Source organism: Enterococcus sp. DIV1368b, from assembly GCF_050529595.1.
Lineage (GTDB): Bacteria > Bacillota > Bacilli > Lactobacillales > Enterococcaceae > Enterococcus_B > Enterococcus_B mundtii.
The window spans coordinates 1,254,916-1,275,081 of the sequence record NZ_CP172883.1; the positions used below are offsets into that span (position 1 = coordinate 1,254,916).

At 37.5% G+C, this 20,166-nt stretch carries 24 protein-coding genes and 1 pseudogene; 18 read left to right on the forward strand and 7 right to left on the reverse strand.

Annotation, left to right across the window (positions count from 1 at the left end):
- Positions 1 to 127 precede the first annotated feature (127 nt).
- From rsmD to holA, 8 genes are all read left to right on the forward strand, one after another.
- On the forward strand, positions 128 to 685 hold the full coding sequence (gene rsmD / locus IGJ19_RS05920; protein ID WP_019723134.1) for a 16S rRNA (guanine(966)-N(2))-methyltransferase RsmD: 558 nt from the start codon (positions 128 to 130) through the stop codon (positions 683 to 685).
- Complete coding sequence (coaD, locus tag IGJ19_RS05925; RefSeq protein WP_071867116.1) at positions 686 to 1,177, forward strand: pantetheine-phosphate adenylyltransferase; 492 nt, start codon at positions 686 to 688, stop codon at positions 1,175 to 1,177.
- Positions 1,167 to 2,210, forward strand: coding sequence for a SepM family pheromone-processing serine protease (locus IGJ19_RS05930; protein WP_074799698.1), 1,044 nt, complete (start codon positions 1,167 to 1,169; stop codon positions 2,208 to 2,210). Before coaD ends, IGJ19_RS05930 begins: the two co-directional genes overlap by 11 nt.
- Positions 2,211 to 2,513: 303 nt before the next feature.
- On the forward strand, positions 2,514 to 3,656 hold the full coding sequence (locus tag IGJ19_RS05935; protein WP_430604471.1) for a hypothetical protein: 1,143 nt from the start codon (positions 2,514 to 2,516) through the stop codon (positions 3,654 to 3,656).
- A 121-nt stretch (positions 3,657 to 3,777) separates the two neighbouring features.
- Positions 3,778 to 4,431 (forward strand): helix-hairpin-helix domain-containing protein, encoded by a 654-nt coding sequence (locus IGJ19_RS05940; RefSeq protein WP_430604472.1) that lies wholly within the window; start codon positions 3,778 to 3,780, stop codon positions 4,429 to 4,431.
- Between the two features lie 19 nt (positions 4,432 to 4,450).
- A complete protein-coding gene (locus tag IGJ19_RS05945) occupies positions 4,451 to 4,933 on the forward strand; it encodes a ComE operon protein 2 (RefSeq protein ID WP_034689319.1) in 483 nt (160 codons plus the stop codon).
- Positions 4,926 to 7,202: a DNA internalization-related competence protein ComEC/Rec2 gene (locus tag IGJ19_RS05950; RefSeq protein WP_430604473.1), complete on the forward strand. Its 2,277-nt coding sequence runs from the start codon at positions 4,926 to 4,928 to the stop codon at positions 7,200 to 7,202. The genes IGJ19_RS05945 and IGJ19_RS05950 overlap by 8 nt, the downstream gene beginning before the upstream one ends.
- 36 nt (positions 7,203 to 7,238) lie before the next feature.
- Entirely contained in the window at positions 7,239 to 8,285 is a 1,047-nt protein-coding gene (gene holA / locus IGJ19_RS05955) for a DNA polymerase III subunit delta (protein ID WP_074799696.1), read from the forward strand.
- A 114-nt stretch (positions 8,286 to 8,399) separates the two neighbouring features.
- On the opposite strand, the gene rpsT is transcribed toward holA, so the two are convergent.
- From rpsT to IGJ19_RS05975, 4 genes are all read right to left on the reverse strand, one after another.
- Positions 8,400 to 8,654, reverse strand: a complete 255-nt coding sequence (gene rpsT, locus IGJ19_RS05960; RefSeq protein WP_010735647.1) for a 30S ribosomal protein S20 — start codon at positions 8,652 to 8,654, stop codon at positions 8,400 to 8,402.
- 401 nt (positions 8,655 to 9,055) lie between these two features.
- The gene (locus tag IGJ19_RS05965; RefSeq protein ID WP_010735646.1) at positions 9,056 to 9,325 is read right to left on the reverse strand and encodes a hypothetical protein; all 270 of its coding nucleotides are present in this window, start codon (positions 9,323 to 9,325) and stop codon (positions 9,056 to 9,058) included.
- Positions 9,326 to 9,520: 195 nt separating this feature from the next.
- Positions 9,521 to 9,646, reverse strand: a complete 126-nt coding sequence (locus tag IGJ19_RS05970; RefSeq protein ID WP_010735645.1) for a hypothetical protein — start codon at positions 9,644 to 9,646, stop codon at positions 9,521 to 9,523.
- Positions 9,647 to 9,716: 70 nt separating this feature from the next.
- Positions 9,717 to 10,172: a DUF441 domain-containing protein gene (locus IGJ19_RS05975; RefSeq protein ID WP_010735644.1), complete on the reverse strand. Its 456-nt coding sequence runs from the start codon at positions 10,170 to 10,172 to the stop codon at positions 9,717 to 9,719.
- A 435-nt stretch (positions 10,173 to 10,607) separates the two neighbouring features.
- On the opposite strand from IGJ19_RS05975, the gene IGJ19_RS05980 reads away from it, so the two are divergent.
- The 9 genes from IGJ19_RS05980 (at position 10,608) to IGJ19_RS06020 (ending at position 15,567) form a co-directional block, all read left to right on the forward strand.
- On the forward strand, positions 10,608 to 11,036 hold the full coding sequence (locus tag IGJ19_RS05980) for a DUF1310 family protein (RefSeq protein ID WP_430604474.1): 429 nt from the start codon (positions 10,608 to 10,610) through the stop codon (positions 11,034 to 11,036).
- On the forward strand, positions 11,023 to 11,301 hold the full coding sequence (locus IGJ19_RS05985; RefSeq protein ID WP_430604475.1) for a hypothetical protein: 279 nt from the start codon (positions 11,023 to 11,025) through the stop codon (positions 11,299 to 11,301). The genes IGJ19_RS05980 and IGJ19_RS05985 overlap by 14 nt, the downstream gene beginning before the upstream one ends.
- Positions 11,302 to 11,431: 130 nt before the next feature.
- Complete coding sequence (locus IGJ19_RS05990) at positions 11,432 to 11,857, forward strand: DUF1310 family protein (protein ID WP_161642383.1); 426 nt, start codon at positions 11,432 to 11,434, stop codon at positions 11,855 to 11,857.
- Entirely contained in the window at positions 11,847 to 12,323 is a 477-nt protein-coding gene (locus IGJ19_RS05995) for a hypothetical protein (RefSeq protein ID WP_430604476.1), read from the forward strand. The genes IGJ19_RS05990 and IGJ19_RS05995 overlap by 11 nt, the downstream gene beginning before the upstream one ends.
- Before the next feature lie 85 nt (positions 12,324 to 12,408).
- On the forward strand, positions 12,409 to 12,813 hold the full coding sequence (gene tnpA, locus IGJ19_RS06000; protein ID WP_019724606.1) for an IS200/IS605 family transposase: 405 nt from the start codon (positions 12,409 to 12,411) through the stop codon (positions 12,811 to 12,813).
- Between the two features lie 16 nt (positions 12,814 to 12,829).
- Positions 12,830 to 13,978: an IS200/IS605 family element RNA-guided endonuclease TnpB gene (tnpB, locus tag IGJ19_RS06005; RefSeq protein ID WP_077152109.1), complete on the forward strand. Its 1,149-nt coding sequence runs from the start codon at positions 12,830 to 12,832 to the stop codon at positions 13,976 to 13,978.
- Positions 13,979 to 14,163: 185 nt separating this feature from the next.
- Positions 14,164 to 14,976, forward strand: coding sequence for a hypothetical protein (locus tag IGJ19_RS06010; protein ID WP_430604477.1), 813 nt, complete (start codon positions 14,164 to 14,166; stop codon positions 14,974 to 14,976).
- Between the two features lie 2 nt (positions 14,977 to 14,978).
- Positions 14,979 to 15,308 carry a hypothetical protein gene (locus IGJ19_RS06015; RefSeq protein ID WP_074799693.1) on the forward strand — a complete coding sequence of 110 codons (330 nt, stop codon included), beginning with the start codon at positions 14,979 to 14,981 and terminating at the stop codon, positions 15,306 to 15,308.
- Between the two features lie 19 nt (positions 15,309 to 15,327).
- Positions 15,328 to 15,567, forward strand: coding sequence for a hypothetical protein (locus tag IGJ19_RS06020; RefSeq protein ID WP_430604478.1), 240 nt, complete (start codon positions 15,328 to 15,330; stop codon positions 15,565 to 15,567).
- A 183-nt stretch (positions 15,568 to 15,750) separates the two neighbouring features.
- On the opposite strand, the gene IGJ19_RS06025 is transcribed toward IGJ19_RS06020, so the two are convergent.
- Positions 15,751 to 16,707 (reverse strand): permease prefix domain 1-containing protein, encoded by a 957-nt coding sequence (locus IGJ19_RS06025; protein ID WP_430604479.1) that lies wholly within the window; start codon positions 16,705 to 16,707, stop codon positions 15,751 to 15,753.
- Positions 16,704 to 17,036, reverse strand: a complete 333-nt coding sequence (locus tag IGJ19_RS06030) for a PadR family transcriptional regulator (RefSeq protein ID WP_086334599.1) — start codon at positions 17,034 to 17,036, stop codon at positions 16,704 to 16,706. The genes IGJ19_RS06025 and IGJ19_RS06030 overlap by 4 nt, the downstream gene beginning before the upstream one ends.
- Positions 17,037 to 17,545: 509 nt before the next feature.
- On the opposite strand from IGJ19_RS06030, the pseudogene abc-f reads away from it, so the two are divergent.
- Positions 17,546 to 19,048: pseudogene (gene abc-f / locus IGJ19_RS06035) on the forward strand (ribosomal protection-like ABC-F family protein); the annotation flags it as partial.
- A gap of 200 nt (positions 19,049 to 19,248) precedes the next feature.
- Here the strand turns inward: abc-f and IGJ19_RS06040 are convergent.
- Entirely contained in the window at positions 19,249 to 20,082 is an 834-nt protein-coding gene (locus IGJ19_RS06040) for an undecaprenyl-diphosphate phosphatase (RefSeq protein WP_071867106.1), read from the reverse strand.
- Positions 20,083 to 20,166: the final 84 nt, after the last annotated feature.

The window sequence follows — 20,166 nt, forward strand, 5'->3', positions numbered from 1 at the left end:
AAAAAGATTTTGAATAGTTATAAAAAGTTAAATTAAGAAAAAATAGACTTGAGAATTGACGATTTTAGTCGGAATCAAGTCTATTTTTTTGGTATACTAATAACAGTATGTTTCAAGGAGTGAGTAGATGCGAGTAATTTCAGGAGATTACGGCGGTCGCCGTTTAAAAAGTTTAGCAGGGCCAAATACTCGACCGACGTCTGATAAAGTCAAAGAGTCGATATTCAACATGATCGGTCCTTATTTTAATGGAGAGGTCGTTTTGGATCTTTACTCAGGAAGCGGGGGTCTAGCGATCGAAGCTGTTTCCAGAGGCTGTAGCTACGCAATCTGCGTGGAGAAAAACTATCAAGCACTAAAAATAATCAAAGAAAATATTGAAATCACAAAAGAACCGAACAAATTCAATACAATGAAATTAGATGCTGATAAAGCGATTGAGTCACTGGCGAAAGAGGATCAAAAGATTGATATTCTATTTTTAGATCCACCTTATGCCAAACAAAAAATCGTCGATCAAATTGAACGTATGGAAGAATTGGCTCTTTTTCAGGACGCTGCCTTGATCGTATGCGAAACAGATAAGTCAGTGGAGCTTCCTGAGACAATAGGAAATTTTCAACAAATCAAACAGCAGACCTATGGCATCTCTGCGGTGACCATTTATAGAAAAGAGGAAATATAAATGAGAAGAGCGTTATTTCCAGGGAGTTTCGACCCATTGACTATGGGTCATTTAGACACGATCGAACGAGCTGCGAAGTTGTTTGATGAAGTGATCATCGGTATCTTTATCAATACATCAAAAAAAACATTGTTCACGGCTGAGGAACGCTTGGAATTGATCACACAAGCAGTCGCACACTTAGAAAATGTCCGAGTGATCCACCAAGAGACACAGTTGACAGTGACGACGGCAAAAGAACTAGGTGTTCAAGCGTTGGTTCGAGGTGTTCGTAGCTTCAAAGATTTTGAATATGAACGTGACATTGCGCAAATGAATCATCATTTGAGTCATGAATTGGAGACGGTGCTTTTTATGGCAAAACCAGAGTATAGCCATATCAGCTCAAGTATGCTTAAAGAGGTTCTTTATTTTGGTGGGGACGTGAGCACCTATTTACCTACTGTGATCAACGAAGCATTAGCTAGAAAGCGTGAAAGTGATGCAGAATAAGAAATGGTGGAAAACGTTATCCGTGATCCTTTTAGGCACATTATTAGCAGGCTTTGTCATTGTGCCTTTACCCTATTACGTGGAAGCTCCAGGTGCCACGATCGATCTTAAAGATATGATCACAGTCAATGATCAAGAAGATAAAGAATCAGGCTCTTTCTCTCTCACTTCTGTAGGAATCAGAAGAGCAACAGGATTTGGTGTCGTCTCCGCACTAATGTCAGATTTCAAAGATGTTATCAGTGAAGAAGAGTTGACTGGTGGAGCGACAAATGAAGAATATAATCAGATGCAAAAATATTATATGGAATCCTCACAAAATGCCGCCATTGAGCAAGCCTTGAAACTAGCGAATATTCCTTATACGATGGAATTTAAAGGTGTCTATGTCATGGGCGTCGAAAAAAATTCGAGCTTTTACAAGAAACTATCTGTTGGCGATACAGTCACAAAAGTAGATGGGATAAGTTTCAAGAGTGCAGAAGAATTTATGGAGTACGTGAAAGGACAAGAAGTAGGACAGGTTGTCACAATCACCTTCATCCACGATGGCAAAGAAGAAGAAGCTTCAGGTAAACTGATCGAGTTATCGACAGATAAAAAACCAGGAATCGGGATCACGCTGACCGATCATACAGAAATCGCCACAGACACAGAAGTGGCAATCAATTCTGGTTCAATCGGTGGCCCTTCAGCAGGCTTGATGTTTACTTTGGAGATCTATGAACAGTTGACCCATCAAAACATCCGTAAAGGGAAAAAAATAGCCGGTACAGGTACGATCAATAGTGCAGGTGAAGTGGGACGGATCGGTGGAATCGATAAAAAAGTGGCAAGTGCAGACGAAGCAGGAATGAATATCTTTTTTGCGCCAGATGATACGATTTCTGATGAAGTGAAAAAAGAAAATCCTGATATCAAAACGAATTATGAAGAAGCCAAAGCTGCGGCTAAAAAACTCAATACATCGATGAAGATCGTTCCGGTCAAAACAGTGCAAGATGCCTTAGAGTATCTTGAGAACATGAAATAAACGGTTTCGACTTGAACGTTTTGTACTCATATTTTAAAGCGAGGACAAGACATGTTTAGCCTCAAGAAATAATGCGCCATCCACGAAAATTGTTTTTCAAATTTTTGTGGGTGGCGTATTATTTTTCGAAGAGGTTCCATCTGTTCCCGCCGTTTATTCGGTTTAGGTGGTGCGAAAGGGCTAATGTCTCCCTCTTTTTCTTTTTTTTCAATAATTACAAAAAAACGTTTTGTTATTTTGTAGGTAATTTTAAGTAAGTTTGCTACCATATTAAAAAAAGAGTTAGAAAGGGGCAAGAAAAACATGGAACAATCAAGCAATCGCCAATCATCATTCGATATCGGAGAATATTACTCCGAAAAAAAGTATAAAAAAAATTTTGGGAACTTGCGGAAAACAGCAGACTTTAAACGTGTATTAACTGATTTTGACAAACAATTGGAAGAAACGAAAGATCAACTGTCAAAACATCGAAACGGTGTGTTGTGGACCAGGCGCTTACTTGCAGATTTTCGACAGAAAAAGTTGAGTAAAACGGATAGAGTTTTCAATTTTATCCTTAGGCGTAAGAATAAAGAACCTGAAAAATATGAGAATACACTAAAGGATTTGAATAGTAAATATTTTAAATCAGAATATATTCAATCGATTGTTGATAAAGATGTATGGATTGATCCAAAAGAAATCGTTGATGAAATCAAGCACTTAGCTTCAAGAGCGAAATCTATCCCTACGGCTCGCGGATTGGAACTAAGGGAGCAGCTTCGTGCACAACCTTTAGAGCAAAAAAAATGGCGTCAACCTGAAACAGAAGATGAATTACATTACAGTACCCTATCTTTCCTAGAGGAAGGTAGAGAAAGCGAGAAGTCTCGCAAGGTAATTATCAATAGAAAAGATGACCCTGTCATTTACGCAGTGATCCGACGAGCGAACAATGGGGAGAAAATTTCATTAAATATAGAGGTGTCCCATAATAAAGAGAAACTTATCGAAAAACCTATAGTGGGACACCACAGAAATCCTTCCGTTCATGGCGAGGTAGCATTTACTGGTCATCATGAGCAACAAATCAAACAACCAAGACGGTTATCACCAATTTCAGAGTTGCAAGAAAATAATGGGAGAAAAAATTCATTGAAAGATGAGTTTGAACGACGTGATTCGAAACTTCGAGAAGTAAAATCTGCGATCAATCAAGGCCTTATTTCGTCAAAAGCAATATCTGGAGAGAGCCCTGTGCAATCGGTGAAACAACGAATCTGGGAAATAGAGAACGGATCTGGGAAGTCCGACCGTATGGTTTTTAACAGCCATAATGCCTCTGACAAACGTTCATTTGGCATGACCAAACAAGCAGCAATGAGTAAGTCTGGGGGAAATCGACCACCAGCTCCGCCTTCTCCAAGTTTGAAGCCGAAACCAAGGATAGAACCAACTAGGTAAATCGTGAATATAAAAATAAAAGAAATAATCATTTGAGGCGTATCTAATAGTGAAGGAACATCGCAGTGTAGATGTTTTTTCACTATTTTTTAGAAAGGAAAATGAAATAGAAAGAATACCAATGAAGAAAATAGTTCAAGAAATCTTTGATTCGCCAAAACGCCTCCTTCTATTTTTTATATGCAGTGTATCAGTTAGTATGCTAATAGGAGTGGTCATATACCGTCAGATCGGTCCAACTAAGATCAATGAATCTAGTAACATATCGTTGATAACCGCTACAAGCTCGGATAGTTACCAAAAGACTGCGACAACCGAAACGACGACAAAAGACCCTATCATGTATGTAGACGTGAAAGGCAATGTCAATCGACCTGGAATATACGCCTTTACAGACGAGGAACGTGTCTTTGATATCATTGAAAAAGCAGGAGGACTGACTGCACAAGCTGATGAAAAACAGATCAATTTTGCTGCAAAAGTTTCGGACCAACAAGTGCTTTATATTCCCCAAGTTGGCGAAGAGATTCCTCAGTTCGTAGAGGAAGTAAAGGAAAAAGAGCAGACAGAGGAAAAGAAAGTCAATCTTAATACTGCCAGCCTTGCTGAATTACAGGAGCTTCCGGGAATCGGGGCAATGAAAGCACAAGAGATCATCAACTATCGCGAAGCCAACGGTTCCTTCCAAACAATTGAAAGTTTGAAAGAAATATCGGGATTTGGCGAAAAGACAGTTGAAAAACTGAAAAACTTCGTTACAATTACAATAGAATAAACCAATGAGGTGACAAATTATGAGCAATGAACGAATTCCTTGGGATCAGTATTTTATGGCACAAGCCGTATTATTATCATTAAGAAGTACATGTACACGATTAGAAGTAGGTGCCACATTAGTTAGAGAGAAACGAATCATTGCGGGTGGTTATAACGGCGCAGTGAGTGGGGATGTTCATTGTATCGACGAAGGTTGCTATGTCGTGAATGGTCACTGTTTACGAACGATCCATGCAGAAATGAATGCGTTACTCCAATGTGCAAAACTCGGAGTCCCTACAGAAGGGGCAGAGATCTATGTCACCCATTTTCCATGTTTGGCCTGTACAAAAGCATTGCTTCAAGCTGGAATCAGGAAAATCCATTACTTGCATGATTATCGCAATGACCCTTATGCACAGTCATTGATTACCCAATTAGGTGCATCCGTCCATCAAGTCAATTTAGATATGAAATATTTTGCTAAACTTCAACAAGAATCAACAGGAGAACTTGATTAAACAATTTGGCGAACAAGTTCGTAATTACTTGATTTTACCAGTAATGTCTTCGGTCATTTTATGTTTCGTTTACTATAAGGAGCATGATCTGTCTCGCTTGATCGTTGCTGGCCTTTTTCTTCTGGTTCTATTCAAACACAAGCAAGCGGTGATCTATCTTTGTTGTTTTTGCAGTCTGGCAGTTTGGTTTGCTTGTCTTCGTTCAGAGCTTCCCTCGATTGATCACACAAGAACAACTGAAGAGTTTCTATTGATGACCGATACGATTCAACGTAATGGCGACTGGTTGACTGTAGAAGCACGCAGAATCTCAACGAAACAAAAAGTCCAGCTAAGTTATCAAGCCAAAACAAAAGCAGAAGCACAACAATGGGAGGACTTTCGAGGGTATCCGATCGAACTTCGAGTAACTGGCAGTTATCAGACATCCGGATCGTTGCGCAATCGTTATGCATTTGATACGGTCAATTATCTGAAGGGATCACGAATCAGTGGTCAGTTCCATGGAAAGGATTTTCAAGTCCTGCCTTCTACAAGGGGAGGGGTGACTCGATTTCGTGACCTCCGTGGAAAAGCAATCAATTATGTAAAAAAACGATATCCTAAAAAAATAGGGATGTATATGAACGCGTTGCTTTTCGGTTATCGTGATGCTTCTTTTCGCGAAGCCGAAACAATTTTTAAAGCAACTGGACTACTGCATCTATTCGCAGTTTCTGGGATGCATGTCCATTTTTATTTAGGTTTTTTATATTATGTTTTTCGACGAAGTGGCTGTCCTTTGTCTGTTACGATTCTTCCGCTGACATTGCTTACGGGGATTTATATCCTATTAGCTGGCGGCTCATTTTCAGTGGTTAGAGCAGGCAGTTTCTTTATTTTGAAGCTTGTACTCAAATTGACATCAATCAAACTATCTACGCTGGATTGTTTTTCTTTGAATCTATGGTTGCTTTTATTGTTCGATCCGTTGATCCTGCTTCAAATGGGTGCGCAATTAAGTATATGGATGAGTTTATTATTTATGACATTTTCTCACGCATCAAAAGGTTGGAGCAATCGTTTATTCTACCTATTCCAAACAAGTGCAATCCAATTACCTTTAAGTGCTTGGTATTTCTATGAATGGTCGTTTTTAGGTGGCTTATTCACAACACTAGGCATTCCATTATTCCAATACGTCCTTCTTCCAGGGATGATCATTCTCTTTTTAGCAGGCAGCATCATTCCACAGGCCTTATTTGAAATCCTCGAATCTTGTTTGGTTCACTTTGAAGACTTCCTCTCTTATTTTGATTTCTCCACACTGACCATCGGGCAACCCGCTTTTTATTTTGTTATATTGAGTATCATCGTCTTCTTACTCTTGTTTGAGAGCAAAACGATTCTGCCATGGAAAAAAATCATTTATTCATCACTAATCCTCATCAGTTATTTCTTGATACCATTACTTGATGCTTCGACTACGATCACCTTTATCGATGTCGGACAAGGCGATAGTATCCTACTAAAAAGTCCGATGAAACAAGATGTGATTTTAATCGATACTGGGGGCAGATTAAATGTTGAAACAGAAGCGTGGCAGCAACGTATTACTCGTCCTTATGCAGAAAATAATATCGTTCCATATTTAAAAGGACAAGGGATCACCACGATCACAAAACTATTTCTCACACATAACGACACTGATCATATCGGGGAATTGGAAACACTCTCGTCACATTTTACCATCGAAGAAATATACATTGGTTGGGGAGCTGCCACAGAGCCAAAGTTTCGCGAACGATTGATAAAAATTAGTCAGTTAGGAACCAAGATCATAGAAGTCAGGCAAGGGGATCGAATATCTGCCTACTTTGACTTGTACGTCTTGATGCCAAGTAAAAAAGGGCAAGGGAAAAATGAAGATTCAGTGGTTCTTTGGTTCACCTATAAGAAGCAGCGCTTTTTGTTACTGGGTGATTTGGATCAAGAAGGGGAACTCGAGATGTTGAATGCTTACCCAAGGCTAAGGGCGGAGGTCGTGAAATTAGGGCATCATGGGAGTCGTAGTTCGAGTCATCCTTTGTTCTTGGCTGCTTTACAACCGATGATAGGAATTTTATCTAACGGGCTGGACAATCGCTATGGGCATCCACATCCTGAAGTCCTCGACACGTTGGAAAATTTAGAGAGTACTGTTTATCGGACAGATAAAAATGGGGCGATCACTTTTTCTTGGCATCCTATTTGGACAAAAAATGGCCGACTTCAGAAAATGATAGACTAGTAATTTTTGTTTTCTCGTGATAGGATAAATTGGAAAGTGGTGAGAGATGTGAGTATCCAAGTTGAACTACAAAAAATTCGTAAAGAAAAGCTCGCACCTTGTTATCTCGTTTTAGGAACGGAGAAGTTTTTACAAGACCAAGTGCGTACAGAAATCCTTAAGAAAATACAAATATCAGGAGAAGATGATCTCAATTTTCTGAAATTTGATATGACCCAAGCAACGATCGATGACGTAATCGCTGAAGCAGAAACCTTACCGTTTTTCGGTGATCAACGAGTAGTGTTTGTCGAAAACCCTTATTTTTTGACGGGTGAAAAAAACAACAACAGTCTCGAACAAAACACAGATCTTTTAGTAGACTATTTAAAAGAACCACTCGAATCAACCGTTCTCGTCTTCTTTGCGCCTTATGAAAAACTAGATGAACGAAAAAAAGTCACGAAACAATTGAAGAAAACAGCGATATCGATCAATGTTCAGCAATTGAATGAAAAAGAAGTGCGACAGTATTTATTGAATACATTAGAAAATACACCGCTTACTCTAGATCGTAAAGCAATCGATCTTTTTTTACGATTGACTGATTTAGATTTATCAAAAATGATGGCAGAATTAGATAAATTGATGTTATATGGGCAGAATCAATCAGCCATCTCTGCGAAAGAAATCGAACAATTAGTGCCTAAGACGTTGGAACATAATATCTTTGACATGACACAATATATGCTTTCTGGAGATACGGAACATACCCTGCGATTATTTGAAGATTTAGTCACACAAGGGGAAGAGATCATCAAGATCAATGCGATTTTACTCTCCCAACTACGATTGTATCTCCAAACGAAATTTTTAGTCAAAATCGGGTATCAACAAGCAAATATTGCGGAAACTTTGAAAATCCATCCTTATCGGGTAAAATTGGCGATGCAAGAAGTCAGAAAGTTCGATGAACAAATATTAGTCCAATTGTTCGACCAATTAGTCGAGATGGACTATCAAGTAAAAAGTGGGCAGATCGAAAAGAAATTGAGTTTTCAATTATTTGTGTTTCAGGCAGCTGAAAGATTAAAAAATAAGTAAAAACAATAGCAACACAAATACACACAGTTTGGTTGGTCATCAGAAGGATCAGCCAAACTGTGTGTATTTGTGTATAGAAAAAGCAAATAAAAAAACCGGCCGTAGCCGATTTCCTTATTTAGCGATTTTTTTGCTTAAACGAGATTTGTCGCGGTTTGCTTTGTTTTTGTGGATAAGACCTTTAGTTTCAGCCATATCGATCGCTTTAACAGCGTCTTTATATAACGCATCTACGTTGTCAGCACCTGAAGCTACAGCATCCTCAAATTTTTTGATTGCAGTACGCATAGCACTAGTTTGAGATGAATTTTTTACATTCGCGTTTTCGCTTGTGCGAACACGTTTGATTGCAGATTCAATGTTTGGCATTTGTTTCACCTCCGATAAGTAAAGTTCTTACGCGTGTTACCGCATAATTCAACATTCATTATTATACCTAATGCGAGCGCGCATTGCAATATCAACATGACAAGTTTTTTTCCTTAACACGTAAGAAATATCAGAGAGAGTGGATTTATGAGAGGTAGAAGAACAAGAAAACAAAAGAAAAAGCGCTGTTGTGGGAGACAACAAGCGCTTAACCAAACGTGGTTTAATTTATCTTGGTAAATAAATAATTGAATGGGATGTTTGGTACTGAAATAGTATATAACAAAGTCAACCGTTTGCAAAGTTTTTTTTGAAAAGGGATACGATTGCTTCAAATCAACGAATCATACCGTTAACATAGATTAGTTATTTTATAACTAATTCGAATGCATGAAAATGAGCTATTCAGGTGTTCCAATGATTTTGATGTATTCGTCGATGTTTTTGATCATCATTCGTTTGATGACTAATTGATTTCGGCGATTCCATTTCCCACTAACTTCCAATACATATTTGTTTAAAGGTAAACGTAAAACATATTTTGCCAAGTAGCGATCTTTAATTAGACAATTGATTACCCGGTCTTCAAGTTGGAGATTCAAACCAGTCAACATCATTGGTTGTTCTTGTAAAACATACGTATCAATCAAAAGACCTTCAAAAGTTTCCACGAGCGTCTTCCTTTCTTCTAAATCAAACATTTCGCACTTCTTATAAAATTTCCTGCATAAAAGAGGTGCACTCACACCTAGTATAACAAAAAAGATGCACCAAGCCAAAAAAAAGCCGAAAGAACTTGAATAATCCAACGATCTGTCAAGTTTTCCGCCTTTTTTTATAAATAGTTGAAAAAATAGTTACGTATATTAAAAATTGGCATCAAAGACGTTTTGGATCAAATCAGGAAATAGTAAGTAGGTCAATCCAATAATCAATAGAACAGCCAATAAAAACCATCCAACAGTCCCAAAGAAATATTTTAGTTTTTGCATATGCGATCACCTCAAAACTAGTATACCACGAACAAAAAAATTATCCTTTTCTCAACCACTAGATGCATCATTATTTATTAAAAGAAAACAATTGGAGAATGCAATAGGCAATCCCAGAAGCAATCACAGGGCCCGCTGCGATCCCTTTTAAGAAAACAACGCCTAAGATCGTTCCAAAAACTAGAGCCACAGTGATTTGTGGATCTGTAGCAATCAAGCCAACGCCTTTAGACGATAAAACAGCAACTAAGCCACCACAGAAGATCGCTACCCAACCCATAGGTGATTTGAACGCATCAAGCAAATCTTTTAGACCAATATCACCTGTAGCAATAGGCACTAAAATCGCCGCAGTAATGATCGTCACGCCAATATTGATTCCTTTCCCTTGGAGCCATGTCAAAAAATCTTTCGATGCAGGAATAAACTTAACAAGTAAAATAAAACCAGTCGCTAACATCAGACTTTGATTTTTAGCAAGGACGGCAACCAGCATGATCAACCCAAGAAATAACCAACTTTCCATCAAAAAACCTCACTTTCTAATTATTCATCATACCATTTTTTTTATATGATGCAAAAGAGTCATTAGTAAAATGTTTGATAGAGCATAGAAGGAACAAAAGGGTGTGAAGAATTAGACGAAAAGATAAAAATGAGAAAAATAGCTACGTTGATGATGTCAAAACATGTTTTTATGAGGTGAAGAATAGAGGGTCTGATTTCTCATGTATACTTGATGTGAAAAAGTAACAGATCAACAATATATAAAAAAGAAAGGGTGAATGTTTGTGATAGTCAGTTGAAATGGCGTAATTAAATAAGAGGAGATGGGAAAAAGAGAAGAAGATTATGTGGCATGTCATTCCATACATTGATTGATCAATTAAACATACATAAAAACTGTGACGTACTGCTTACAACAAAATTATGATAGACATAATAAAAAAGGAGGTCATTTATGAAACGAAAACCGATCAAGAAGCGCCAAATCGTACTGATCATCACTGGCATATGCCTATTATGGATTGGCGGAACAATGTATATGGACCATTTGAAGTTAGAAGAAGAAATGATTCAAGTTGTGAATAGTGAAGAAGCAAAAATCGTTTTGGAGAAAACATTGAAAAATCTGGACTCTAAGGCATTGACATCTGAAGGAGTGATAAAAAAATATAAAATTGATTATAAAAATATCAAGAGAAATCCAATGGGTGGGATTAGTGTACCTCTAATTATAAATGATAATAATAAGTTACTTGTTTTTAATCTACTAGATCGAAATCAGATAAACGGGGAGCTAAGTAAGCTAAAAAATGATATTGTGCGTACTACTTCTGAACTATATGAATTACTAAAAGAAGGAGGGGAAGATAGTGAAGAATACTGAAAAAGAAAAGGTTGGAATAGCCAAGCAACAATATGAAACTTTGCGTTTAAAAGAGCCTTTCTTTAAAAATGAGAATAAAGAGTTCATCGGTTACGTCTCCCATATCAACAGTAAAATCACCGGCGAACAATCCTTTATCATCACCGACAAATATGTTCCGTTGTCAGCACCGCTTAGCGAAAGGGAAAGCGTAAAAGAAGTCACGGTTTTATATCGTGGTTCGTCGTTTGATTCTTCATTAGATGCTGAATTAAGTTGGCGGTAATCAATCTTTTGAAAAATGATTTTTGTCTCCTTTATAGACAGAATATTTGTACATAGAAATAAGTATAGCCTGAAAAAAACTCTTAAAAAAAGAGATAACATAAAATTATTAAAGAAAAAGGAGGTCATTTATGAAGCGAAAACCGATCAAGAAGAGCCAAATCGTACTGATCATCACTGGCATATGCCTATTATGGATTGGAGGAACAATGTATATGGACCATTTGAAGTTAGAAGAAGAAATGATTCAAGTTGTGAATAGTGAAGAAGCAAAAAAAGTTTTGGAAACAGGGCTAAAAAATCTAGATCCTAATGCGTTGACATCTGAAGGAGTAATAAAAAATTATAAAATTGATTATGAAAATATCAAGAGAAATCCAATAGGTGGGATTAGTGTACCCCTAATTATTAATGATAATGATAAGCTACTTATTTCCAACCTCCTAAGTCGCAATTTGGCAAATGGCAAGCTAGGTGAGCTAAAAATTGGTAGCTCAAATACTACCTATGAACTACATGAATTATTGAAAAAAGGAGTGGAAGATAGTGAAGAATAGTGAAGAAGAAAAGGTTGAAATAGCCAAGCAACAATACGAAGCTTTACATCTAAAAGGAGAACTCTTTATAAATACTAATAAAGAGTTCATCGGTTACGTCTCCCACATCAACAGTAAAATCACCGGCGAACAATCCTTTATCATCACCGACAAATATGTTCCGTTGTCAGCACCGCTTAGCGAAAGGGAAAGCGTAAAAGAAGTCACGGTTTTATATCGTGGTTCGTCGTTTGATTCTTCATTAGATGCCAAATTAGATTGGCAGTACAATAATATTTTTACAGCTTTTCAGGTGATCAATGGTGGTGGGGCAGCAGCGATGCCTCAGCTTCAATCTTCTGCGACAACATTACAACAAACATTGGAAGCTTATCCAAATGCTGAATTTAACAGAATTAGGCAGAAGTCGCCCATCCTCTATAGGTGGGTGATGAATGCCGTTCGGTATGAGGGTTACCGTTGGTAACTCGAAGACCGACAACTAAGGCGTATTGCTTTTTTATTTTGTCTCATGTTAAAATCAGTCTATACAAGAAATGAGTTGATATAACATGGAATTAGACACAAATAACCATTCAGTATTTCTTCTTTATTATCACCTTGTTTTAGTAACGAAATATCGTAGACAAGTAATTGATAATGAAATATCTAACTACGCTAAAGCGACTTTTGAAAGAATCTCAGAATCGTATCACATCACTTTAGTTGAGTGGAATCATGATAAAGACCACGTTCATATTATGTTCAAAGCTCAACCAAAAACAGAATTGACAAAATTTATCAATGCCTATAAAAGTGCTAGTTCACGTTTGATAAAGCGCAATTATCCAAGAATCAAACAATTTCTTTGGAAAGAAATGTTCTGGTCAAAAAGTTTTTGTCTTTTGACAACTGGTGGAGCACCAATTGATGTGATTAAGAAATATATTCAAAATCAAGGAAACAATCATAAATAGAAAGCAGGCGAGCTTTATGGAGCGACTAAAAGCATATAAATTTAGAATCTATCCAACAGAAGAACAAGAAACCTTCTTTGCTAAGTCTTTTGGCTGTGTCCGTAAGGTCTACAATCTAATGCTTGATGACCGAATGAAAGCTTATAAAGAAACTAGGAAAAATTCCTCTAAAAAAATGAGTTTTCCAACGCCTGCAAAATATAAGCAAGATTTTCCGTTCTTGAAAGAAGTGGATAGTCTTGCTTTAGCAAATGCACAACTCAACCTAGATAAGGCGTATAAGAACTTCTTTCGCGATAAGTCCGCCGGATTTCCTCGTTTCAAAAGCAAGAAAAATCCAGTTCAAAGCTATACGACTAACAATCAAAATGGAACAATCGCTTTGATTGATAATCAATTTGTCAAACTTCCTAAGTTGAAGTCGTTAGTTAAAATTACGCTCCATAGACAACCTAAAGGTCTGATCAAATCCGCTACAATATCACGTCATTCTAGCGGTAAATATTATATTTCTTTATTGTGTAAAGAAGAAATAGCTGAGCTTCCTAAAACTAATTCCGCTATTGGAATTGACCTTGGTATAACTGATTTTGCAATCCTTTCTAATGGTCAAAAGATTGATAACAATAAATTCACGTCAAAAATGTCAAAAAAACTAAAACGTGAACAACGTAAGTTGTCAAGACGTGCATTATTAGCTAAACAAAAAGGTATCAATCTGTTTGAAGCTAGAAATTATCAAAAACAAAAACGTAAAATAGCACGACTACATGAAAAAGTAATGAATCAACGCAATGACTTTCTAAACAAGTTGAGCACAGAGATTATCAAAAACCACGATATGATCTGTATAGAAGACTTAAATACAAAAGGTATGTTGCGTAATCATAAACTAGCAAAAAGTATTTCGGATGTTTCATGGTCTAGTTTTGTGACTAGGTTACAATACAAAGCTGACTGGTACGGTCGAAAAATTATCGAAGTGGATAAGTGGTTCCCATCTAGTCAAATCTGTTCGAATTGTGGACACAAAGACGGCAAGAAATCTCTAGAAATTCGAGAATGGACTTGTCCTGTTTGTCATGTTCATCATGACCGAGATATCAATGCTAGTATCAATATTCTGACCGAAGGTCTAAGACTACATTCTATGGGATTAGCTTAGATCCAATCATCAAAAACCGTAGGAACTACGGGGATAGCTTGGTAAATAAGAGAAACCGCTGTGAGTAAAGAAATACGCTTGCAAGTATGCTCTATTCCCAAGAAGCTCCCACTTCAAGCGTTAAAAACCGGTAGGTTTAGCTAAGTGGTGAGTAGTTCACTGTATATGGTCATTCTTTAGGATCAATGAATGCGCAATATGCGTTAGCGAGTATTTCTTCAAGTGATGCGGATCGTGTTTATGGCTATGTGTATCAGGGACCGAATATCTATGAGGTATTAACGCCTGAGCAAAAACGGCAAGCGGATTATTTGACCGAAGAGTATCGTCTTTTGAATTACATTGACTCAAAAGACTTAGTTGCGATTGGTTATGGGGAAGGCAAAAAGGCCGTTGGGCAGATCGTTTATCCACTATCTGAACGGCTGGGCTTGAGACGCACGATCGATCAACATATGTGGGGAGGTTACCAATTTGAGGAAGATGGTGCTTTATTAACAACGAATGGCAGTGGCACTGTATTAGCAGAGTATCAAAGACGATTGAAAAAAAGATCGATTGCTAGTATTAAAGGTGAATGGAGTGGACAAACAGGTGGAATGTCGGCAACTAAAGAAGTTTACCTAGATGCAGTTCAAGCGAAAAGCATTGTTTCAGGAATGAAGACAGTGATTGATGAAAAAATCACTGAACTGATGACGGTCTATCAAACAGGCATCGATCAGGCGAATCAACTGTGGCAAGATACAATCGCTAATGCGCGTTCATATGGAAGCAATCTTACAGAGATGGAACAGCTAGAGGCGTTAGAGCAAGGAGGGGTGACTCGACAACACGTACTAATCGAACCAGTCATCGACTATGAAGCGGCGTTGAATCAACTTCGCTCGATCAAATCAAGTTACGAAGATCTGATCTACCAAATCAATCAGACGATCGATCAGCAAATACAATTGGATAGTGAATTAGCGAGCCAATTCAAGAAAGGAACATTTTAGTGATGGCTAATAATGAGTCGAAAGAAATGAAAAAAATCGAAGAAGATTATTGGCACAAGAAAGATGAATTAGAGAATAAAATAGCGGATCTTGAAGCAGAAAAACGTTCATTTACACGCTACTTAGATCAATTAGGAGAAAAAATCCCTTTGACACAACGAACATTTTCAGACGGAGGAACGATTGATCCTCGTATCGCGTATCGTTTGATCAATGATGCAAGCGAAGAAGGGCAATATCTTGTACGTAAAGCATTATATAGGATTGAAGATGAATTAGCAGAAAATCAGCAAAACTATCAGTCAGCTAAATTAAATCATAAAAATCAATAAATGGAAGGGAAAGATAGCAATGTTTGATGAGCAAATAAAGGGACTAGAAAAAGCATTGATTTCTTGGTTTATTGCTAGTCATAGCCGTGCCAGTTCAGATACAAAGAAGAATACGATCCAAGTCACGCGAGATCTCACGAACCAAGAATTAAAAGATAGAACAAAACAGTATACCGATCGTTTAACTGATGCGGCAAAAGGAGAATGGGTCGATCAGGCAATGAGCGTGGTGAAAGACATAACAAAAGCTTTTAGCTAGAAAACAGAAAAGTCTCTGGGACATTCGACCTCTCACACCACATAAAAAATGCTTAAAAGGTTGGAGCAAAAGCAACCTTTTCGAAAAATAAGGCGCAATCCATAAAAATCTGAAAAACAATTTTCGTGGATTGCGCCTTATTTCTTGAGGCTAAACACTTCTGTCCCGACCGCGATTGAGAAGTTATTTACGTTTCAATCTTTCAAGGAAAAAGTCTTCCAATACACCGCCTAGCACAAAGATGAGCCAAGAGTAAGCCCAGCTTCGGGTCATAAAGGACCAAACCATGTAAACGATGAAAATGCCCGGCCAGTATAAACGTTCAAATAAACGAATCGTTTCCGCTGAGTCGCCATACATATGTTGAGACGCACGTGGTCCTGGCTCGTCTTCATCTGAGATAAAGAACGTGCCTTCTGCCACTTTTGAAAACCAAGTATAGATGATGCTGACATAGACGATAAAGAAGACGCCGAGTGCCACGGAAGCAAAGAAAAGTAATAAAGCGAATCCAATCGGTAAGCCAAAGGCTCTATTCGTCAAGATAGGTGTGACCGAAAGGATACATAAAATGATACCGAAAACTAATCCTACTCGAAAACTTTTCGCATAGGCTTCTGTTTGTTGTCTTGCTTCGATTTTTACTTGCTGTGAATAGGGACGATCATTTAGTTTCTTCTTACTAGCTGAATAGCTCAAACTTGTAGTAATAATCAAACCAACGCCTAAAGCAATCAGAAGAAACATTGCCAGAAAACCGAGAATCTCACTAATACTATTAGCAAAAAATACGAGCATTCCCACAGCTAAGATACAACTAGCAATTCCTGTTGAAAGAAAAAGGGAAAAACGACGAACTTGGTTCCAAAATGAAATCACTTCATCGAGTTCAATCTCGTTTTCCCAGACTTCTTCGTCAAAAGAGGACCGAGAAAGTTCCAATTCTTGGAGGATCTCATCAATAGAACCAAACTCACTGATTACTGCACCAATGGCTTCATGCTCTGATTTTCCTTCTTCTAATAATCCATGATACTGATCTTCCATGATTGCCAATAGGTCTTCTTTGGCTTTTTTTGTTTCAGGTGTATTCGGTACATTTAAAAATAAACTATCTAGATAATCCTTAATGGTTTTCATGTTTCTCCTCCTTGTAGAAAACGGTCAACAACGATTTTCGTTTGCTGCCATTCCTCTTTTTTTTCTTTCAAAATGTTCTCCCCGGCATCGCTGATTCGATAGTACGTCCGTTTCTTTCCATGAGTGACTTCCCCAGGATACGAAAGGATCAGTCCCTGCTTTTCTAAGCGTGTAAAAGCGGAGTACAAAGTGGTTTCCTTAATCGCATACAGCGCATCGGTTCCTTCCCGGATTTGCTTCGAGATCTCGTAACCATAGGAATCTTCCTTGGAAAGAATGGATAAAATGATGGCATCATTGTATCCACGAATTGCATCACTTGATATCACTTGATCGCCTCCTTTTTCAATTACTCCATCTGTCGTAATAATTATAAAACAATTACTACGACAGGTAAAGTAAATTAAATAAATTAGTTAGAATTCAGTCTTAGGTCTGAGTCTGTTTGTTGGAAATCGATTTGCGGAGACAATATCTGTGGAAATGTCACAATGTTTAGACTAGATTTTATTGTTTTCGTTTTCATTTGAGCTTTGATAAGTGATTTGGTACAATTGATATAAATATAGAATGAAAAGGAAGGACATATGTAATGGACAGCTTGACTAAAATAACAGAAGCAGATAATTATTCTAGATATCATATTAGCTTTAGTCATGCAATTATTTTTGTATTTTCTATCCAAGGCATCAGTGCGCTTAAAAATAGAAAAATCAATCAAAAATAAATGACCATTCAATATGTTTATTCCATTTTTAGCTAAGTACCAAATAAATGAAATAACAACAGGTCATGAATTTTTTCATGGCTTTTTTGATTGGTCTTAAGGAGCGAGAAAATGTATATTCAAGCCAATAAGATCAGTAAAAATTATAGTGGAGTACCTCTTTTTGAAAATTTGAGTTGCACACTCAATAAGCAAGACAAAATCGGATTGATCGGACAAAATGGAACTGGGAAAACAACTCTTCTTCAAATGTTGATCGGGTCTGAAGGTGTTGATGAAGGGACAGTTAGTAGGAAAAAAGGGCTGTCGATTGGTTACATTCCACAGAAAATGGAAAATGGCTCAATCGCTACTTTTGACTATGTGTATCAGAGCTTCAAAGACATCCAAGAATTGCAAACACAACTCAATTACTATGAAGAAAAAATGTGTATCGCAACGGAAGATCTGGACCATATCATGAAAGTATATGGTGACTTGCAGCAACGATTTGAGATGATGGGCGGATATGGGTTAGAAGATCGAATCACGAGTGTTTTGAAAGGATTAGATCTTGCAGAACAAATTGAAACACCGCTTGATCAATTAAGTGGAGGCGAACGTATTCGAGTAGAACTAGCCAAAGTATTATTACAAGAAAATGATGTCCTTCTATTAGATGAGCCAACCAATCATCTTGATCTCGACTCCGTACAATGGTTAGAAGAATATCTGAGATTGACAAATTGTGCGTTCCTCGTGATTTCCCATGATCGTGCGTTCCTTGACAATGTAGTCAAAAAAATCATAGAGATCGAGGATGGTCAGATCATCGAATATTCGGGAAATTATAGTCGTTACATGACGTTGAAGAAACAACGGATACAGGAACTTCAAAAAAATCATGAACTTCAGCAAAAAGAAATCAAACGATTGAAAGTAATGATACGACGCTATCGCCAATGGGGGAATGAAGGAGACAACGAAGCATTCTTTAAAAAAGCAAAAGAAATCGAGCGTAGATTAGAAAAAATGATACTGATAAATGCGCCTAAGGACCCCCGCAAAAAACTAACTACAATCAGTCAAGAAGATCTGTCGGGGAAAGAAGTGTTGGTTGCCAAAAATATAAAGAAAACAGTAGGTAAAAAATGTTTGTTTTCAGATAGCTCTTTTATGGTCTATCGTGGTGAGCGGATCGCTCTATTAGGTAAGAATGGTTCTGGTAAATCAACGCTATTAAAAGTAGTGATGGGGGAAATAGGAGTAGATGAAGGGGTTATTAAAACTGGCGCAAGTCTGTCAATTGGCTATTTACCTCAACGCTTAACGTTTGATCAACCAGAACAACGGATATTGAATTATGCTAAATACCTGATACCCGATGAACAGAAAGCACGACAAGTATTAGCGAATTTTGGATTCTTCAGTGGAGATGTCGCTAAAAGGATCAAAGATCTTTCTGGAGGAGAGCAAGTAAGGCTGTACCTCTTGAAACTATTCCAAAAGAAAATCAATGTATTGATCTTAGATGAGCCTACGAATCACTTAGATATCTATGTAAGAGAAGAAATTGAAGAATTATTGTCTACATTTACCGGTACCATTTTAGCAGTTACTCATGATCGCTATTTCTAGCGAAAGAATTTTGATCAGATATTGTTAGTGGAAAATGAAAAAATCGAAAAGCTGTTGTATGAGGATCATTCATTTTAGATCAAAGAAGTATATAAAAAAAGTAGTAAGCTCAGCGATGTGTGAGCTTACTACTATTTTTTTGGCTGTTGCGCTTACCAATCATTTAGCTGGTTTGCGATGAGCATATCAATGATCCATTACATTGCGATGAACCAGTAACCGATCAAGATGATCCCTAGAATGATACGATACCAACCGAAAACAGTAAAGTCATTACGTTTCAAGTAGTTGATCAGGAACTTGATCGCAAAAATCGATACGACAAATGAAACGACAGTACCCACTAAAAGAATAACTGTTTCTTCCATTTGGAAACTGTTACCATCAGCAAGGTATTTCACGATCTTTAATCCACTGGCACCAAACATCACTGGAATGCCAAGGAAAAATGAGAACTCAGTTGCAACGAACCGGGATGCACCAATCAGGATTGCTCCAAGGATCGTAGCGCCGGAGCGTGAAGTCCCTGGGATCAAAGCCAAGACTTGGAAAGCCCCAATCAGAATCGCTGCTTGGAAAGTCAAATCATTCAGGTTTGACCAACGAGGTGTTTTATTTTTGTTTCGCTTTTCAACAATGATAAAGCCGATACCATAAACGATCAAGGCGATCGCTACTGGTAAAAATTTATAAAAATGGGCATCTAACCAATCGTCCAATAATAAACCAATAATAGCTGCTGGCACACAAGCAACAAGTACTTTTGACCATAAAACCCACGTATCTTTTTTCTCGATCGAGGATTTACTAGGCGCAAAAGGGTTCAACTTGTGGAAATACAAAACAACGACGGCTAAGATCGCTCCTAATTGGATCACGACATTGAACATCGACATGAATTGTGAACTCGCATCAAGCTTGATAAATTCATCTGCTAAGATCAAATGTCCTGTACTACTGATTGGCAGCCACTCTGTGATTCCTTCAATGATTCCTAGAATCGCTGCTTTTATGATATTTGCAAAAAACATAAATTCCTTCCTTCCCATTTAAAATACAACATTTAGTATACCGTTCTTTGTTTCCAAAGCCAAATTGTTTCTTTGAGATTAAAA

Coding starts and splice junctions, on each gene's coding strand:
- IGJ19_RS05975 (WP_010735644.1), bottom strand. CDS start 10,172: ATGGAAAGTTGGTTATTTCTTGGGTTGATCATGCTGGTTGCCGTCCTT.
- IGJ19_RS05935 (WP_430604471.1), top strand. CDS start 2,514: ATGGAACAATCAAGCAATCGCCAATCATCATTCGATATCGGAGAATAT.
- IGJ19_RS05990 (WP_161642383.1), top strand. CDS start 11,432: ATGAAGCGAAAACCGATCAAGAAGAGCCAAATCGTACTGATCATCACT.
- IGJ19_RS05940 (WP_430604472.1), top strand. CDS start 3,778: ATGAAGAAAATAGTTCAAGAAATCTTTGATTCGCCAAAACGCCTCCTT.
- IGJ19_RS05980 (WP_430604474.1), top strand. CDS start 10,608: ATGAAACGAAAACCGATCAAGAAGCGCCAAATCGTACTGATCATCACT.
- IGJ19_RS06010 (WP_430604477.1), top strand. CDS start 14,164: ATGAATGCGCAATATGCGTTAGCGAGTATTTCTTCAAGTGATGCGGAT.
- IGJ19_RS06020 (WP_430604478.1), top strand. CDS start 15,328: ATGTTTGATGAGCAAATAAAGGGACTAGAAAAAGCATTGATTTCTTGG.
- IGJ19_RS06040 (WP_071867106.1), bottom strand. CDS start 20,082: ATGTTTTTTGCAAATATCATAAAAGCAGCGATTCTAGGAATCATTGAA.
- IGJ19_RS05945 (WP_034689319.1), top strand. CDS start 4,451: ATGAGCAATGAACGAATTCCTTGGGATCAGTATTTTATGGCACAAGCC.
- coaD (WP_071867116.1), top strand. CDS start 686: ATGAGAAGAGCGTTATTTCCAGGGAGTTTCGACCCATTGACTATGGGT.
- tnpB (WP_077152109.1), top strand. CDS start 12,830: ATGGAGCGACTAAAAGCATATAAATTTAGAATCTATCCAACAGAAGAA.
- IGJ19_RS06025 (WP_430604479.1), bottom strand. CDS start 16,707: ATGAAAACCATTAAGGATTATCTAGATAGTTTATTTTTAAATGTACCG.
- IGJ19_RS05970 (WP_010735645.1), bottom strand. CDS start 9,646: ATGCAAAAACTAAAATATTTCTTTGGGACTGTTGGATGGTTTTTATTG.
- rpsT (WP_010735647.1), bottom strand. CDS start 8,654: ATGCCAAACATTGAATCTGCAATCAAACGTGTTCGCACAAGCGAAAAC.
- rsmD (WP_019723134.1), top strand. CDS start 128: ATGCGAGTAATTTCAGGAGATTACGGCGGTCGCCGTTTAAAAAGTTTA.
- IGJ19_RS06015 (WP_074799693.1), top strand. CDS start 14,979: ATGGCTAATAATGAGTCGAAAGAAATGAAAAAAATCGAAGAAGATTAT.
- tnpA (WP_019724606.1), top strand. CDS start 12,409: ATGGAATTAGACACAAATAACCATTCAGTATTTCTTCTTTATTATCAC.
- IGJ19_RS05930 (WP_074799698.1), top strand. CDS start 1,167: ATGCAGAATAAGAAATGGTGGAAAACGTTATCCGTGATCCTTTTAGGC.